Annotated in this window: 17 protein-coding genes; 8 read left to right on the top strand and 9 right to left on the bottom strand. The window is 67.5% G+C overall.

What is annotated here, in order from left to right:
* Window positions 1-360 precede the first annotated feature (360 nt).
* A complete protein-coding gene (locus tag ACILR9_RS36770; RefSeq protein WP_395714962.1) occupies window positions 361-789 on the top strand; it encodes a DUF1489 family protein in 429 nt (142 codons plus the stop codon).
* Between the two features lie 695 nt (window positions 790-1,484).
* On the opposite strand, the gene ACILR9_RS36765 is transcribed toward ACILR9_RS36770, so the two are convergent.
* The 4 genes from ACILR9_RS36765 to ACILR9_RS36750 form a co-directional block, all read right to left on the bottom strand.
* A complete protein-coding gene (locus ACILR9_RS36765; RefSeq protein WP_395714961.1) occupies window positions 1,485-2,810 on the bottom strand; it encodes a peptidoglycan -binding protein in 1,326 nt (441 codons plus the stop codon).
* 4 nt (window positions 2,811-2,814) lie between these two features.
* Window positions 2,815-4,257 (bottom strand): hypothetical protein, encoded by a 1,443-nt coding sequence (locus ACILR9_RS36760; protein WP_395714960.1) that lies wholly within the window; start codon window positions 4,255-4,257, stop codon window positions 2,815-2,817.
* 34 nt (window positions 4,258-4,291) lie between these two features.
* A complete protein-coding gene (locus ACILR9_RS36755; RefSeq protein ID WP_395714959.1) occupies window positions 4,292-4,951 on the bottom strand; it encodes an OmpA family protein in 660 nt (219 codons plus the stop codon).
* Between the two features lie 161 nt (window positions 4,952-5,112).
* Complete coding sequence (locus tag ACILR9_RS36750) at window positions 5,113-6,075, bottom strand: Bug family tripartite tricarboxylate transporter substrate binding protein (RefSeq protein WP_395714958.1); 963 nt, start codon at window positions 6,073-6,075, stop codon at window positions 5,113-5,115.
* Between the two features lie 97 nt (window positions 6,076-6,172).
* Here ACILR9_RS36750 and ACILR9_RS36745 point away from each other — a divergent pair, with 97 nt between their 5' ends.
* The gene (locus ACILR9_RS36745) at window positions 6,173-7,063 is read left to right on the top strand and encodes a LysR family transcriptional regulator (protein ID WP_395714957.1); all 891 of its coding nucleotides are present in this window, start codon (window positions 6,173-6,175) and stop codon (window positions 7,061-7,063) included.
* Window positions 7,064-7,267: 204 nt separating this feature from the next.
* Here the strand turns inward: ACILR9_RS36745 and ACILR9_RS36740 are convergent, their stop codons facing one another.
* The 3 genes from ACILR9_RS36740 to ACILR9_RS36730 form a co-directional block, all read right to left on the bottom strand.
* Complete coding sequence (locus ACILR9_RS36740) at window positions 7,268-8,116, bottom strand: inositol monophosphatase family protein (protein WP_395714974.1); 849 nt, start codon at window positions 8,114-8,116, stop codon at window positions 7,268-7,270.
* Window positions 8,117-8,168: 52 nt separating this feature from the next.
* Window positions 8,169-8,738 carry an elongation factor P gene (gene efp / locus ACILR9_RS36735; protein ID WP_395714956.1) on the bottom strand — a complete coding sequence of 190 codons (570 nt, stop codon included), beginning with the start codon at window positions 8,736-8,738 and terminating at the stop codon, window positions 8,169-8,171.
* A 556-nt stretch (window positions 8,739-9,294) separates the two neighbouring features.
* Window positions 9,295-9,729, bottom strand: a complete 435-nt coding sequence (locus ACILR9_RS36730) for an MmcQ/YjbR family DNA-binding protein (RefSeq protein ID WP_395714955.1) — start codon at window positions 9,727-9,729, stop codon at window positions 9,295-9,297.
* Between the two features lie 168 nt (window positions 9,730-9,897).
* Here ACILR9_RS36730 and ACILR9_RS36725 point away from each other — a divergent pair, with 168 nt between their 5' ends.
* A complete protein-coding gene (locus tag ACILR9_RS36725) occupies window positions 9,898-10,719 on the top strand; it encodes a hypothetical protein (RefSeq protein WP_395714954.1) in 822 nt (273 codons plus the stop codon).
* 266 nt (window positions 10,720-10,985) lie between these two features.
* Entirely contained in the window at window positions 10,986-11,981 is a 996-nt protein-coding gene (gene epmA / locus ACILR9_RS36720) for an EF-P lysine aminoacylase EpmA (RefSeq protein ID WP_395714953.1), read from the top strand.
* On the opposite strand, the gene thiE is transcribed toward epmA, so the two are convergent.
* Complete coding sequence (thiE, locus tag ACILR9_RS36715) at window positions 11,967-12,596, bottom strand: thiamine phosphate synthase (RefSeq protein ID WP_395714952.1); 630 nt, start codon at window positions 12,594-12,596, stop codon at window positions 11,967-11,969. The genes epmA and thiE overlap by 15 nt on opposite strands.
* Window positions 12,597-12,722: 126 nt before the next feature.
* On the opposite strand from thiE, the gene ACILR9_RS36710 reads away from it, so the two are divergent.
* The 3 genes from ACILR9_RS36710 to ACILR9_RS36700 all read left to right on the top strand — a co-directional run bounded on the left by ACILR9_RS36710 (window position 12,723) and on the right by ACILR9_RS36700 (window position 14,556).
* The gene (locus tag ACILR9_RS36710) at window positions 12,723-12,980 is read left to right on the top strand and encodes a type II toxin-antitoxin system Phd/YefM family antitoxin (protein ID WP_395714951.1); all 258 of its coding nucleotides are present in this window, start codon (window positions 12,723-12,725) and stop codon (window positions 12,978-12,980) included.
* A 12-nt stretch (window positions 12,981-12,992) separates the two neighbouring features.
* The gene (locus ACILR9_RS36705) at window positions 12,993-13,418 is read left to right on the top strand and encodes a type II toxin-antitoxin system VapC family toxin (protein WP_395714950.1); all 426 of its coding nucleotides are present in this window, start codon (window positions 12,993-12,995) and stop codon (window positions 13,416-13,418) included.
* A gap of 112 nt (window positions 13,419-13,530) precedes the next feature.
* Entirely contained in the window at window positions 13,531-14,556 is a 1,026-nt protein-coding gene (locus ACILR9_RS36700) for a hypothetical protein (protein ID WP_395714949.1), read from the top strand.
* Window positions 14,557-14,850: 294 nt separating this feature from the next.
* On the opposite strand, the gene ACILR9_RS36695 is transcribed toward ACILR9_RS36700, so the two are convergent.
* A complete protein-coding gene (locus tag ACILR9_RS36695; protein ID WP_395714948.1) occupies window positions 14,851-15,114 on the bottom strand; it encodes a hypothetical protein in 264 nt (87 codons plus the stop codon).
* A 152-nt stretch (window positions 15,115-15,266) separates the two neighbouring features.
* Here ACILR9_RS36695 and ACILR9_RS36690 point away from each other — a divergent pair.
* On the top strand, window positions 15,267-15,638 hold a 372-nt coding region (locus ACILR9_RS36690; protein ID WP_395714947.1), incomplete at its 3' end, for a hypothetical protein.

Genomic DNA, 15,638 nt, shown 5'->3' with positions numbered 1-15,638 from the left:
TCTGCGCTGTCTGCGGCGCAGGCGCCGGTGTCGGGGCTGGTGCAGGTGCTGGTGACGGAGCCGACGCTACGGTGGGTTGCGCTGGTCGGTCGATCGACTCTTGTGGTTTGCCGATGACGTAGCCTGCGATGCCCGATCCCAGCATGAGAGCTGCGACCAGAGCAACGAGCGTCGACCGATTCATGAGGGCCCCCGTGGAAAGCGCGCGCACTCTATGCCGTGCATTGTGCAAACATTGTGGAGTGTGAACCCGCCGATGCGAATGTTCCATCGCTGTGTCGCGCCGGACACGTTTTCGGATGGGTTGTGGATAGCGATGGCTTGAGCGCGGCCGGTCCGACGTACTAAGCGCAATCGATCATGTTGCATCTCATCAAGCTGGCGGTTGGCGTCGACGATCTTGCCCACATGAAGACGGTGCAGGCGGCGCGCCGCCGGCAGCGCGGCCAGAGCCCGCGCTCTCCGCACTGGGTCTACACCCGCAACACCCCGCGCCGGGCGGACGAGCTGCTCGACGGCGGCTCGCTCTACTGGGTGGTGCGCGGCGTCATCCGCTGTCGCCAGCAGCTGGTCGGCTTCGAGGAGGACATCGACCAGGACGACGGCAGGAAATACTGCCGGATCAAGGTCAAGCGCAGCGTGGTGCCGACCGCGCCGCAGACCTGCAAGGCGTTCCAGGGCTGGCGCTACTTCGAGCCCGAGCGCGCCCCGCCCGACTTGTCCAAGGGCGACACCGCCGACATGCCGCCTGAAATGGCAGCCGAGCTGAAGCGACTAGGGTTGCTGTAGGGATTTCCTTCCCACGAAGGGAGAAGATGCCGGTGTTATCGCGGACATTGCGATCATGCTCATGCGGACCGCGGGCGGGCCGCCCGCTCACGGCTCATGCTCTTCCACATACGCGGTCCGGAAGGCTCCGACCATGAGTCGGCGGGACGGCCGCGGTCCGCATGAGCATGATCGAGAGCGTCACCCCCGCGGCCGAAGAATAGAACGACCCTGTTTTCTTGCGTTCGGTGCGTTCGGTGCGTTCGGATCATTTGGAATCAATGGGTTGGCCGACCGCGAGCGACCGCGCGACGGGGCCCGTTGCGGTCGGGGAAGCTGTCTTGCGGTCGGGGGTCTTGGCGGATGCTCGCTCGGTCACGGCGTGTCGCCCTCGGTTGCATCGCCCGTGATATCGCGACGCTGAGCTGGCCGGCAGACGGTCCAGCCGACCTGGCTCACTGCTGCAGCCAGACCCGTGTGCAATCAAGTGCACGCCGACCGGCGGTGGCGCGCGCCCCGACCTGTCGAAAGGCGACGCCGCCGACATGCTAGCCGAACTAAAGCGACTGAGATTGTTGTAGGGCCGATGCCCGTTTTTCATGTTCCTCTCCCCCGTTAGGGGAAGAGATTAGGTGAGGAGGCTTCGAAGGCTGCTGCATCATCCGTACCCCCTCACCCAGCCCAACGGGGGAGAGGAGCATGGACTCGAGGCTCGTTTACCGGCTCGTCAGCTTGAGCTCGATGCGGCGGTTGCGGGCCGTGTCGATGGTGGAGAGGGGCTGGAACTCGCCGTAGCCGGCGGCGACCAGGCGCTCGTTGGGGATTCCCTCGCTGTTCAGGAATTTGACCACGGCGATCGCGCGGGCGGCCGAGAGCTCCCAGTTGGTCGGGTAGACGACATTGCGGATCGGCTTGTCGTCGGTATGCCCTTCGACCTGCAGCACCCAGTTGACGTCCTTGGGGATACGGTCGGCGATCTCGAGCAGCCGCTGGGCGACGCTGGCGAGCTGCCTCTCGCCACCCGGCTGAAGCTGCGCCGAGCCAGACGGGAACAGCACCTCGGACTGGAAGACGAAGCGGTCGCCGACGATCTGCACGTCGCGTTGGCCGGCCAGCGCCTCGCGCAGCTTGCCGAAGAATTCCGACCGGTAGCGCGCCAGCTCCTCGACCTTGCTGGCGAGGGCGCGATTGAGCTTCTGGCCGAGATCGACGATCTGCGCCTGCTGGTCCTTGGCCTTGGCTTCCGACGCCTCGAGCGCAGCGTTCAGACGGGCGAGCTCGTCCTTGACGCCGGCCAGCTCGGCAGTGAGCCGCACCACCGCGGCCTTCTGCTCGGCCGAGAGCTTCTGCTCCTCGGTGAGGTCGCCGAACAGCTTGCCCTTCTCCTGGTTGGCGGCGGCCAGCGAGGCGGCGAGCCGCGTCAGCTCCAGGCGCTGGCGCTCGATCTCTTTCTGCAGGTCCTCGGCCTTGGCCTGGGCGCTGCGGGTCTGGCTCTGCAGGGCGGCGTTGAGCTTGTCGCGCTCGATGATCATCGCCGACAGCTGCTCGGTCAGCCGGTCGCGATCGCTCTTCAGCGCCTCGATGAACTTGCGCTCGCCGGCGAGGTCGGTGCCGAGCTTGTCGCGCTCGGCCCGGAGCGCCTCGATCGTCCGGCGCTCGTTGGCGATGTCGCCGGTCAGCCGGTCGCGCTCGATGCGCAGCGCCTCCGAGGTTCGCCGTTCGCCGGCCAGGTCTGTGTTGAGCCGGTCGCGCTCGCTGCGCGTCTGACGCAGCTGCAGGGTGAGCTGCTCGAGATCCTTCTGCAGGTTCTGCGACGCCTTCTTCTCGATCGACAGCTGGCTGGCGAGGTCGCCCACCTGACGGCCGAGCTGCTCGATGGCGCTGTCGCGGTTGCTGAGCGTGCTCGACAGCGTGAACTGCGCAACGCTGAGCAGCGACAGCAGGAAGATCATCACCATGAGGAGGGTGGTCAGCGCGTCGACGTAGCCCGGCCAGGTGTAGTCGGCACCGCCGCCGCGGCGGCGCGCGGAGATGGCGGCCATCGCGCTAGCCCTCGCCGACCGGCTGGTTGGCGCCGCCGCGCATCGAGGCGATGGTGCGGGCGAGCAGCCTGAACTCTCCGCGCAGCTCGTCGGCCAGCGCGGTGCGCGACTGCATGTTCTCCTCGACCAGGCGGGCGAGGTAGGCCTCGATGGCGCGCTGATGCTGGATCAGCGCCTCGCGCTCGTCGTCCGACGACCGCGCGGCGAGCCGTTCGACCGTGCCGCGCAGCTCCTCGATCAGCGCGGTGCGGCCGCGGACGTTCTCGTCGACCAGGCGCGACAGGTAGACCTCGGTGGCGCGCTGATGGGCGATCAGCGCCTCCCGTTCGTCGTCGGGCGCGCGCTCGCCCAACCGGGCGACCACGCCGCGCAGCTCCTCGACCAAGGTGGCGCGGCTGCGCACGTTCTCCTCGAGCAGGCGGGCGAGGTAGGCCTCGGTGTTGCGCTGGTGGGCGGCCAGCGATTCGCGGTCGGCCTGGTCGGGGGCGCGTTCGCTCAGCCGGGTCATCGCGCCGCGCAGCTCGATCGAATGCTCGGCCAGCCGGGCGAGCAGGTTCTGCTGGGCGCGCATGGTCTCGGCCAGCGCCGCCAGCCGCTCGACCAGCATGGCGTTGGCGGTGACGGTGGTGCCGCGCGCCTCCTCGGCGCGGCGCAGCGAGCGCGTCAGGTCGTCGATGCCGTCGGCGGTGCGCTCGAGCAGCGCCTCGACATAGGCCGAGACGCCTTGCTCGCCCTCGATCTGCGGGCCGCCCGAGATCCGCGTCGCGCCGGCCAGCCATTCCTCGAGCTCGATATGGAAGCGGCCCTGCGCCTGGCTCGCCTGCAGCTCGAGGAAGCCCAGCACGAGCGAGCCCGACAGGCCGAACAGCGAGGCGCCGAACGCCGTCGCCATGCCCTTGAGCGGGCCTTCGATGCTTTCCTTGAGCCGGGCGAACATCTGCACCGCATCGCCGCTCGACACCTGCAGGCCGGAAATGGCGTCGGCGACGGCGCCGATCGTCTCCAGGAGGCCCCAGAACGTCCCGAGCAGGCCGAGGAAGATCAGCAGCCCGATCAGGTAACGCATCAGCTCGCGCCGCTCATCGAGCCGGGTGGCGATGCCGTCGAGCAGGGCGCGCCCCGCGGTTGGCGACAGGCGGAATTGGTCCCGACGCTCGCCCAGCATCGCCGCCAGCGGTACCAGGAGATTGATCGACTCCATCTCCAGAGGCGGCGCGCCTTCCTCGCGGTGCTGGAAGCGGCGCAGCCAGCGCACCTCGGGCCACAGCAGGATGACCTGGCGCATGACGAAGAAGATGCCGATCACCAGCACGGCGACGATGACCCCGTTCAGGATCGGCGTGTTCATGAACACCCGCACCAGGTCGTGGTGCAGCAGGTAGGCAAGGCCCGCCACCGCCGCCAGGAACAGCAGCATGCGGATGAGGTAGGGAAGCGGACTGGTCATCGGGACGAACGCATCGGGGCCGACTGGTACCGGCTCACGGGGCGGACACCAGGATATCGACCCGCTCGTCGCTGCCCGGGAAGGCGCCGACCTCGATGCGGGCTCTTACGCGGCGGTCGATCAGATAGCTGCGCACCACCAGGGCGCGCGCCAGGGCGACCTTGCGGCTGTCCGGATCGCCGTCGCCGGCATAGGCGCGCACCTCGATGCCACGGACCTTGCGCTCGCTGATGCCGGCGGCGACGCGGTCGAGCTCACCCTTGGCGAAGTCGCCGAGGATCGCTGATCCCGGCGGGAAGGGGATGGTGGAAATGGCCGACCCCGAGGGCGTCGGTGCCGAAGGCTCGGGCGCCAGGGCGGCGGTTGCCGTCGGCCGTGGCGCGGGCGCCGCAGCCGGCGCGACCAGCGCCGGCGGTTCGACCATTTGCACAGGCGGCGGAGGCGACTCGGGCGGCGGGATGGCCGCGACCTGGGCCGGCGGCAGCGTCGCCGGGATGGTCACGACCTGGCGCGTGGGCGAGGGGGCGGGGGTGCCTCCCGTGTCGCCTTGCCCGTCGTCGATCAGCCGGCTTTCGATGCGCGCCGGCGGCGGAAGGTAGCCGCCCGCGGTTTGCGCCGCCACCGGACCCACGACAGCCGCCACGCCCAATGCGGCGAGGGCGAAGCTGCAGAGAGCGTTCGTGGCGGCGGGCATATGGACTGCCTTTCCAAGGAGTTAGGGGTCCCGGCAGACGCGTGGCGTAAAGCGTCGCGGCTGCCGTCCACATTAGCCAATGGCACCCTCGGGTCAACCGGCTGCAGCAGCGGTTGAGCGGGACTGAGTGGGAACCATAAGGCTCCACCTTCCTGCGGTGGCTACGACCTTACCAGCCCCGCCTGCTCCAGCGTGGGCTTGATGGTCACGAAATAGTCTTCCGCCCAGGCGCGGTAGCCGGCCGGGTCGCGGTACCACGGCTCCTGGACGAAGCGCTGCAGCAGGGCGCGATGCGCCGGATCGTCGGCCGCCTTCTTGAACGCGGCGTGCAGGATGGCCACCAGGTCGGCCGGCATGTTGCGCGGGCCGACCACGCCGTATGGGCTCCAGCCGACAACGTCGATGCCGCGCTCGCGCAAGGTCGGCGCCTCGGGATAGCGCTCGACGCGGTTCTCGGTCGCCATGACCAGCAGCCGGAACTTGCCGGCGTCGACCGACGGCGCCCACGCCGCCCCGTCGCACATGAAATCGATGTGGCCGCCCAGCACCGCCTGCATGGTCTCGGGGCCGCCCTTGAACGGCACGTGGGTGAAGCCGGCGCCGCTCGCCCGCTCGATCTGCAGCGCCGTGAGGTGACCGGTGCCGCCGATGCCGCTGGTACCGTAGTTGAGCTTCTCCGGATTGCGCCGGCCGGCCTCGATCAGCTCCTCGATGGTTCGGTAGGGCGAATCGGCGCGCACGACGATGCCGATCACGACGTTGCTGAGGCCGATGATGTAGGTGAAGTCGCGCAGCGGGTGCCAGGCGACGTCGTTGTAGTAGGGGAAGCGCAGGCTGGTGACCATCATCGTCGCCAGCGCATGGCCATCCGGCTTGGCGTGCACGATGTTGGCGGCGGCGAGCGTCGCCGTCGCGCCTGGCTTGCAATCGACCAGCACCGGCTGCCCGAGATCGGCCGCCACCCGCTCGGCGAGGAAACGCATGTGGGTGTCGAGCAGGCCGCCCGCCGGCAATGGACAGAGATAGGTGATTGGCTTCTCGGGGAACCTGGCCCAGGCGGATGCGAATGGCAGTGACAGCGCGGCGCCGCCGGCGAGCACGAGGCGGCGAGACGGATGCTTCATCTTGGTTTCCTCCGCCGCCAACCTATCGGCCATGGGCCCTATGCAGTACCGTCATCGCCGCTAAACTAGCTTTGCTCGATTCGGATGGGACGACGGCATGGACCTCAAGGGCGTGCGAGCCTTCTGCAGCGTGGCCGACGGTGGCGGCTTCAGCCGCGCCGCCGCCACGCTGGGCGTGGCGCAATCGGTGCTGAGCCGCCAGGTCTCCGCTCTCGAGGCGGAGTTCGGCGGCCGCCTGTTCCATCGCACTGGCCGCGGCGTGCAGCCGACCGAGCTCGGCGAAGCGGTGTTGCCGCGCGCCCGGGCGCTGCTCGCCGAGGCCGACCAGCTCGCTGCCGAAGCGCGCGGCGAGAGCGGCAGCCCGACCGGCAGCGTCGATCTCGGCGTCGTGCCGGGCTGGGCGCAGCCGCTGATCAGCGCGCTCACCACGCGCGTGCTGGCCGACTATCCGCGCATCCGGCTGTGCGTGCACGAGGCCTACAGCGGCCAGGTCGAGGCGTGGGTCGCCAACGGCCGCGTCGAGGTCGCCGTCTTCAACCGCTATCGCCGCGGCGCGGTGCGCGGCGCCGAGCTGGTCTCGCGCGCCGAGATGGTGCTGGTCGGCCCCAAGGGCCATCGCGTGCTGCGCCAGCGCGAGGTGCCGTTCCGCGCCCTCGATGGCGTGGCGCTGTGCGGACCGGTGCAGCCCAACGCCATGACCTCGGTGATGGCCGAGCTGGCGCAGCGCCAGGGCGTGACGCTCGACTTCGTGCTCGAGGGCAGCTCGTCGGCGATCCTGCGCGAAGCCGTCGCGCGCTGCGGCCTGTGCGCCGTCTTCCCGCGGCCGTTCGTCGAGCGCGAGATGGCGGGGCCGGCCTTCGCCTCGGCGCGCATCACCAAGCCCGGCCTCGAGCAGATGACGTGGCTCGCCGTCGGCACGCAGCGGCCGGCCACGCTCGCCGCCCGCACCGTCGCCCGCCTGGTGCGCCAGATCCTGACCGGCCGGTGAGGCGGCCTTTCATTTCATTCTCCTCCCCAGCTCTGCTGGGGAGGTGTCGCCGTCATACGGCGACGGAGGGGTCATGGGCACCACCACTGATGCTCATGACCCCTCCGTCCGCGAAGACGCGGACACCTCCCCAGCGGAGCTGGGGAGGAAAAGAGAAAGCGCCACTGGAGTAGCGCGGTCCCAGCAATGAGCTGCCGCCAGCCCCTATGCCTTCGACAGGATCTCGACCATCGACTCGCGCAGGCCGAAATTGCTGGCGAGCAGGGAAGGGCCGCCGAGCTCGTAGGGGTTGCCGGCGATGTCGCTCACCACGCCGCCCGCTTCGCGCACCATCAGGATGCCGGCGGCGACGTCCCAGGGTGCCAGCCCGAACTCGAAGAAGGCGTCGTAACGGCCGGCCGCCACGAAGGCGAGGTCGAGGGCGGCGGCGCCCCAGCGCCGCACGCCGGCCGTGCGCTCGGTCACCGCCGCCAGCTTGGAGTGATAGGTGACGTGATCGCCTTTGCCGATATGGGGAATGCCCGTGCCGACCAGGGCACGCGCCGGATCCTTGCGGCCCGACACGCGAAGGCGACGCGAGCGCGCGCTCGGCGTGTCGATGAAGGCGCCGTTGCCCTTCTCGGCCCAGAACAGCTCGTCAGAGACCGGCTGGTAGATGACGCCGGCGATGATCTCGCCCTCGCGCTCGAGGCCAATCGAGATGGCGAAATGCGGCACGCCGTGCAGGAAGTTGGTGGTGCCGTCGAGCGGGTCGACGATCCAGCGGTTGCGTCCGTCGCCCTTCGTCTCGCCGCCTTCCTCGCCGAGGAAGCCATACTCCGGCCGGGTGCGCGCCAGCTCGGCCCGGACCGTGCGCTCGGCCTTGATGTCGGCGTGGCTGACAAAGTCGCCCGGACCCTTCTCCGAGACCTGCAGATGCTCGACCTCGCCGAAATCGCGCTTGAGGCTCTTGGCCGCCGCGAAGGCGGCGCGGATCATCACCGTGATCGTGGCCGAGCGCGGCGCCAGCGAGCGACGCTCGGGCGGCCCGGAACGCTCGCGGCCGGGCGCCATCGGCGCGCGGCCGACGCGGGCAACCGGCTGATCCGGTGAGCGGGCCACGATGTCAGTCCTTGGCGCGTTCGAGGTAGCTGCCGTCTTCGGTGTTGATCACCAGCCGCGTGCCCACGCCGATATGCGGCGGCACCATCACCCGGATGCCGCCTTCGACGATAGCCGGCTTGTAGGATGACGAGGCGGTCTGGCCCTTGACCACGGCATCGGCCTCGATGACGGGCAGGACCACCGTCTTGGGGATCTCGGCGCCGACCGGCGTGCCCTCGTAGAGTGACACCGTCACCTCCATGCCATCCTGCAGGAAGCGGGCCTGGTCGGCGTCGAGCACGTCGGAGCCAACCACGAGCTGGTCGAACGTCTCCTTGTCCATGAAGGTGAAGCCGTTGTCGTCCTTGAACAGAAAGGTGCACTCGCGCTCGTCGATATGCACGCGCTCGATTGTCTCGCCGGAACGGAAGCGTTCCTGCAGCTTGTTGCCCTCGCGCAGCGCCTTGGCTTCCAGAGCCACGAAGGCACCGCCTTTGCCGGGATTGATGTGCTGCACCTTGGACGCCACCCAGAGCTTGCCGTTGTACTCGACGACATTGCCGGCGCGGATGGAATTGACGGGGACTTTCATGGAATTACCGCCGGGTCGGAAGAATGGAATTCGGCCTCGCCCGCAGGGGCGGGGCGAGGCCGGCGGCGGCCTTCTATCAAAGGCCGTCCCGGCTCGCAACCGCACCTCCCCGCGGCCTTCCCGGCGTCGCTGCCGCAGGGAGATCGTCTGATGTTGGAAATCTCTCTGGGCAAGCGTGCCGCGCGTGCGGCATTCCGGCCATGACACGCAGCCTGAAGTGATGCATGCGGTCGAAACTCCCGGATAACGTGGAAAATCGTGTGGATCGACCGAAAAAAGTAACTGCAAGTCGTTGGTCGACAACGATTTTGTCGCCGCGCAGGTTGCCGCGGCCGCCGCGCCCTGCCGGGGCGAGTCGCCCAACGGGGAATCGGAACAGCCTCAGCGACCACCATCATGCTTGCCTGGTAGGTTGCGGGCAGGTTCACACTATGGAGCGGCGGTGCTGGCAACAGGCGTGCCGACAGGATTGGCTCGCTGGTGCCGCCAACGCGCCCTGCAATCAGTGTACGGCTCTCCCCGCCGGCGTGATGCGCGCAAAGCTTTTACGATGCCGTCACATGACGGTGGAACTGCCGCCAAGGCCCAGTTCTGCCTGCTTCCTCTTCGGCAGCGCCGCGGCGATCACGGCGTGGGCGCGGCGCAGATAAGCTTTGGTCTCCGCGGCGGTCAGGGTCTTGGGATCGTCGAGCGCCACCCACTTGGCTCGGGCGAGGTAGGGTGCCGGTCGGAAGCCTTCGGCGCGCGACAGCGCGTCGTAATGCTCTGGCGCGCACTTGAAGCTGATGCGCCCGACCGAGTGGCCCGGGGGTGCGATCAGGCAGAACATCTTGCCGCCCACCTTGAAGACGACGACGCCTTCCCATTGAACGGTGCGCGTCGCGGCGGGCAGGGTGAAGCAGTAGGCGTCGATCTGTCTTGGCGTCACGGTAAGGGGCAGAGTGCCAGAACCGACCGTTCCTCCGCCACGTTCAATCACAGCGAGGCTCAACGGGGCTTCCGCAAGGCGCAGAAGCTCGCCCCGGAGCGGGCCATGTGCTTCTAGCCCGAAGCTGCGCAAGACTGCTCTCTTTGGTGGACACGTCGCCTGCCGGAAGCGGCCTTTGTCCTGCCATCCGGTCGTGCCACGATGCTGGCAAGCCGTCGCAAGGAGGGTTCCATGCGCAGCAACGTTTCCAAGACCAATCCCGAGTGTCCCTCGATCAGCGAGCTCGCCGAGACGATCGAGCATTGCTTTCCCGAGATTACGCTATTCACGACCAACAACGTGTCGCCGGGCACGCGGCATACGTCGGGCCTGGCGATCGACATCATGCTCGATTCCACCAAGGCTGCCGCGCGCGGTCGCGCCGAAGGCATGATCGCCGTCTTCATCAAGCTGCAGCAGAAGATGATGTGGTCCGATATCATCTTCACCGACTATCACATCCCGGCCGGACGCGCCGGCTACGGTGGAACGCCGTTCAAGCCAAATTCCTATACGGCGGACAGGCGCCACTTCGATCACATTCACATGGATTGGGTCGATTTCAGCCTCAAGAATAGCGGGGCCGAATACAACCGCATTCCCTACAAATGGTCGGCGGCCGCCAAGACCACGGGATTTGGCACCGAGCTCTTTGCCGAGTTGAAGTCGCTTTCGGGTGCGCCGCCGTCTGTGCCCTCGGCCAGCGCCCCGTGGATCGACGGTTGGTGGGAGGTCGTCCAGGAGGGCACCACCTATTATTACCTGCTCCGGATCGCCGATGGCTCGGCGGCATGGACGTACGTCCGTCCGGCCTCGGGCAAGACGCCTCAGGCGGTCCACCCCGAGAACCGCGGCACATTCGTCATCGGTGCTGCCGACCGTTTCGTCATCACCTGGGAGCGCTGGTCGACCATCGCGACAGTCGAGCGCTTCCAGAGCTCGAGCTCGGACAACACCAACCTTGCGGGCACCTCCAATCGCGGTGGCCCACTCGTCGCAACCAAGATCGTGTAGTACGTTCCGGCGCAGCGCTGTCGGTCGCGCCGAGCAGGCAAGGCGTTCACACAGGGCAAAAAATTCCGTCATCCCGACCGGAGCCGAGCGCAGCGAGGCGTAGTGGAGGGACCTTTCTTGTTGCAGCACCAGCAAGATTTCTTGTTGCAGCACCAGCAAGAAAGGTCCCTCGACTACGCCACCCTTCGGGCGGCTCCGCTCGGGATGACGGGATTTTTTTGCCAGATGCCAATGCCCTGCCATGGCAGGCCATGCGATGGTCGGGCATGACCGATTGGCGGCCCGACAGATTGGCGAAACGCCTGCCCAACCTGCGGGCCCGGACGCGCCTGCAGGCGACGATGCGGCGCTGGTTCGCGGAGCAGGATTTCGTGGAGGTCGAGACGCCCATCCTGCAGGTGGCGCCGGGCGCCGAGGTGCATCTCAGCGGCTTCGTCACCGATTGGGAGCTGCCTGACGGCGAGGAGAGGGAGCGCTGGCTGCACAGCTCGCCCGAGTTCGCCATGAAGAAGCTGCTGGCCGGCGGCCTGCCGCGGCTCTTCCAGTTCGCCCGCGTTTTCCGCAATGCCGAGGGTTCGGCGCTGCATCATCCCGAGTTCACCATGCTCGAATGGTACCGCGCCGGCGCCGGCTACGAGGCGATCATGGAGGATTGCCACGCGTTGCTCGCGCTCGCCGGCGTTGACCTGCTGCGCTGGGGCGGGCATGTCTGCGACCCGCGGGCCGAGCCCGAGCGGCTCACCGTGGCCGACGCCTTTGCACGTCACGCCGGCGTCGATCTTCTGGCGACGGTCGGCAGCCCCGAGCGGCTCGCCCTGGCCTCCGGCGTCGCCATGCATGCCGGCGACAGCTGGGACGATGTCTTCTTCCGCATCATGTTCGAGCGCATCGAGCCGCGGCTCGGCATGGGCCGGCCGACCATCCTGTGCGAGTACCCGATCGGCATGGCGGCGCTGGCGCGCGCCAAGCCGGGCGATCCTCGGGTGGCCGAGCGGTTCGAGCTCTATGTCTGCGGCGTCGAGCTCGCCAACGCCTTCGGCGAGCTCACCGACTCCGGCATCCAGCGCGCCCGCCTCGGGGCCGACATGGACGAGAAGGAGCGGCTTTACGGCGTGCGCTGGCCGATCGACGAGGATTTCCTCGCGGCGCTGGAGCACGGGCTGCCTGATTGCGCCGGCATTGCGCTGGGCTTCGACCGCTTGGTGATGCTGGCGACCGGCGCGTCGCACATCGAGGAAGTACTGTGGCTACCGGTCCGCTGAGAAAATCGCGTTGAAGGCGCGCACCGCTGCCTCCGGTCCGCCGCGGTAGTTCCACACGCCACCGGCGACGGCCAGGAAATCTGCACCGGCCGCGATCAGCGGCCGGCAATTCTCCACCGTGATGCCGCCGATCGCCACGCACGGGATTTCCATCAGCTCGCTCCACCAGGTCACGATCTCGAGGTCGGCGGGCGTGGTGACGGCCTTGGTGGTCGAGGGAAAGAACGCGCCGAACGCCACGTAGTCGGCGCCGGCCTCGGCGGCCTCCATGGCGAGATGGCGCGACGCCTTGCAGGTGACGCCGATCTGCCGATCCGGGCCGACGATGCGGCGCGCCTCGGCGTACGGCATGTCCTCCTGGCCGATATGGACGCCGTCGCAGTCGAGCTTCACCGCGAGGTCGGGCCGGTCGTTCATGATGAAGGCGATGCCGCGCTGCTGGCAGATCGGCCGCAGCGTGTCGGCCGCGCGGGTGATCGCGGCGTCGTCCACGTCCTTCAGCCGGAGCTGGAACGCCGCCACGTCGCCGCCGTCGAGCGCCGCGCGCAGGTCGGCGGCGAACAGGTCGGGATGGTCGAGCCGTTCGGGGGAGATGAGATAGAGGCGGGTGTTCATGGCGGCCCGTTGGTAGCATTCATTCGGCTTCGGCGCTCGCGGCGACGCCGCTGCCCGATTCGCTTGACGGAAGGTGGGCTATTCCGCATTTTGGCTAGAAATTATAGCCAGAAAGGGAGCAGCCGAATGGGTCGCAGCAGCTGGTCCGTCCAGGATGCCAAGAACAGGTTCAGTGAAGTCGTCGAAGCCGCGCGCCGCGCACCGCAGACAGTGACGAAGCACGGCAAGCCTGCTGTGGTGGTAATCGGTGTGGCGGAATACGAGCGCTTGCGTCATCTCGCCCGCGCGCAGGCGCCGTCCTTTGCCGATCTGCTGCTGGCGATGCCGCAGGACGATGGCGAGTTCCCGCGCGACGAGGTGCGGATGCGCGACCTCGATCCCTGACGTCCGGGCATCATGTTTCTGATCGACACTGTAACGCTGTCAGAGTTGCGGCGGCGGCAACGCGATCCGATGTTGGTGGCGTGGTTCGAGCGCCAGCGCACGACCGATCTGTTCTTGAGCGTCGTCAGCATTGGCGAGATCGAGCGCGGCATTGAGCGACAGCGGGCGGTCGATCCCCGCTTTTCCGGGACCCTCGCGGCGTGGCTGGACCGCGTGCTGGCCCTTTACGGAGAGCGCGTCGTGGCGTTCGATCTGCGAATGGCGCGGCGTTGGGGGATTCTGAGCGCCGCCCTCGGGAACAACGGCGCCGATCTGATGATCGCCGCCACGGCCCTGGAGCACGGGTTCACCGTCGTGACGCGAAATGTGTCGGACTTCGAGCCTACTGGAGTCGCCGTCCTCAATCCGTTTGGCCGACGGTCAGGCCGCAGGCCGTGAAGGTCGCGAGACACCGGCCCACCGTTCCCCCGTCGATATGTGGTAAGCAAGGGGCCGGGTGAGGGAACTCCAGGCAGGCGGCGTGATTCTGGGAAAGCGAACGAAAAATCTGATGCTGGCGTCGGCCACCACTATCGTCTGTCTGCTGATCGGCATCGAGGTCGCGGCCTACCTGACGGTGCCGCCGATCCACCTGACGTCCGAGGGCGACGCCATGGTGGTGTTCGATCCGGAGATTGGCATGGTGCCGAACCGCAGCGCCCACACCAGGCGGACTTATCCGGCGATCAAGGACCGGGCGACCTTCGTGTTCGACATCTACACCGACGACCGCGGGGCACGCGTCGACGGACCGGGACAGCACAACGCCGGCCGGGCCGACATCATGACGATCGGCTGCTCGTTCAGCTGGGGCTACGCCCTGCCGAACGGCGACACTTATTCGAGCCGTCTGTCGAAGGCGCTCGGCGCCAGCGTTACGAACCTCTCCGAGGCGAGCTACGGTACCGTGCAGGCCTTGCAGATGTTGCGGCGCAATCGCGATCTCGCGCCCAAGCTGGTGATCTACGGCATCATCGCCCATCACAGCGAGCGCAACGTCTCTGCCTGCGCGCCGTCCTACTACCCGTTCTGCCTCGATGTCTCGCACATCGAATGGAACGGCCAAGGCAAGCCCATGGTGGCGCCGCCGGCGAGCAATGGCGTGCGCCGGCTCGAGCAGCATCTCACGGGCGACTTCACCAACCCGGCAAGCTGGCTGGAGCACGGCGCCGACGTGATCTACGGTCGCGCCACCTATGCCATGTCGGTGCAGAACGATCCGGACGAAGCCAGGAAGGAGCAGGCGTTGGCCTTCCTGCTGCGCGAGATGGAACGCACCGTCGCCGACATGGGCAGCCAGGTGCTGGTGATCTTCATCCCGACCAACTACTGGGAGCCGTCACCTGCCTTGCCGCGCATGATCGCCGAGATCGGCGGCACGATGCGCTTCCTCGACATGAGCGAGCGCTTCAAGCGCAACAAGGCGGAGGGCGGGCCGAACGTCTACATCGTCGGCGACGGCCATCCCAGCGCCGCCGCGCATGCCATCATCGCCGACGAGATCGCCCGGTACATCAGGCGTGAGAAGCTGCTTTAGCGTCGTGCGGTGAGCACTCTTCTGGGCCGCGGGCGTCCCGCCCGCTCATGATTCATGGCTGGGAGCGCGCCACTCCTGTGGCGCTCATCTCATTCTCCTCCCCAGCTTCGCTGGGGAGGTGTCCGCGTCTAAAGGCGTTTGGCCGCTCTCCGGCCAAACGCCGATGCGGACGGAGGGGTCATGGGCAACGGGTCTGGGACTCATGACCCCTCCGTCGCCGTAAGACGGCGACACCTCCCCAGCAAAGCTGGGGAGGAGAAGCGAATGCATGACTGGAAGAACAAGACCGGTCGCTCAGTGCATGGGCTGGTGGCGTTGTTCGCGCATCGATTGGCGCTTGTGCAGCATCTCGCGCAACAGCTTGGCCGAGATCGGCAGGGCGGCGTGATGCTGGTTGGCGGATACTGTATTAACGATCTGGAGGGAGCGGGTGATGATCTCGTCGATCTTGGCCGACGGCACACCGAGCTGCTGGATATGCTCCAAGGTCACCTGCATGAGCACCAAGGCCGTGATGCCGCTCGCCATCGCGAATTCGTCGGAAATCGGTTCGGCCATGCAACTCTCCTAAACTACTGCACATGAGCCTGATCCGCACGGTCCCCTATGTCGAGCCGGGCCGCTGTGATCATTTGGCGGCATCGTCCATGATGACCACTCTATCAACCCGATGACCAGCCATTCGATCCAATGACCGCTCGATCGACGCGATGACCAGTCTTCTGTCCGTCCGCGACGCCATCGAGGCGCTGTCGTCCGAGCCGCTGCGTCACATCGTTCTCCTGAAGCAACTGCTGGCCTATCCGGACAGTGTGAGAGTCCATCGTGTGTCGGGTGCGGCGGGAACTGCCATGCTGGTCGCGCTGGACGTCGCGGCCAGCTCGTACGACCAGCAGACCTATCCAGGAGCAGCCCTCGCGGCCTTTATCGCCAGCGATGATGCGGATCTCACGGCATCCCTCCTGCGGCATCTGCCGCGCGACGTCGGCATCGTCTTCAAGCTGTCGGGCGAGGCCGATCTGGCGCCGGTCGCGGCGCAGTTCCCGGTCGAGCGGCGAACCGCGTTCGTTTCCTTCTCGTCG

The organism is Reyranella sp., assembly GCF_044224635.1.
GTDB lineage: Bacteria > Pseudomonadota > Alphaproteobacteria > Reyranellales > Reyranellaceae > Reyranella.
Note: the sequence above shows the minus strand (reverse complement) of the source record. Positions and strands in the feature narration are given on the sequence as shown.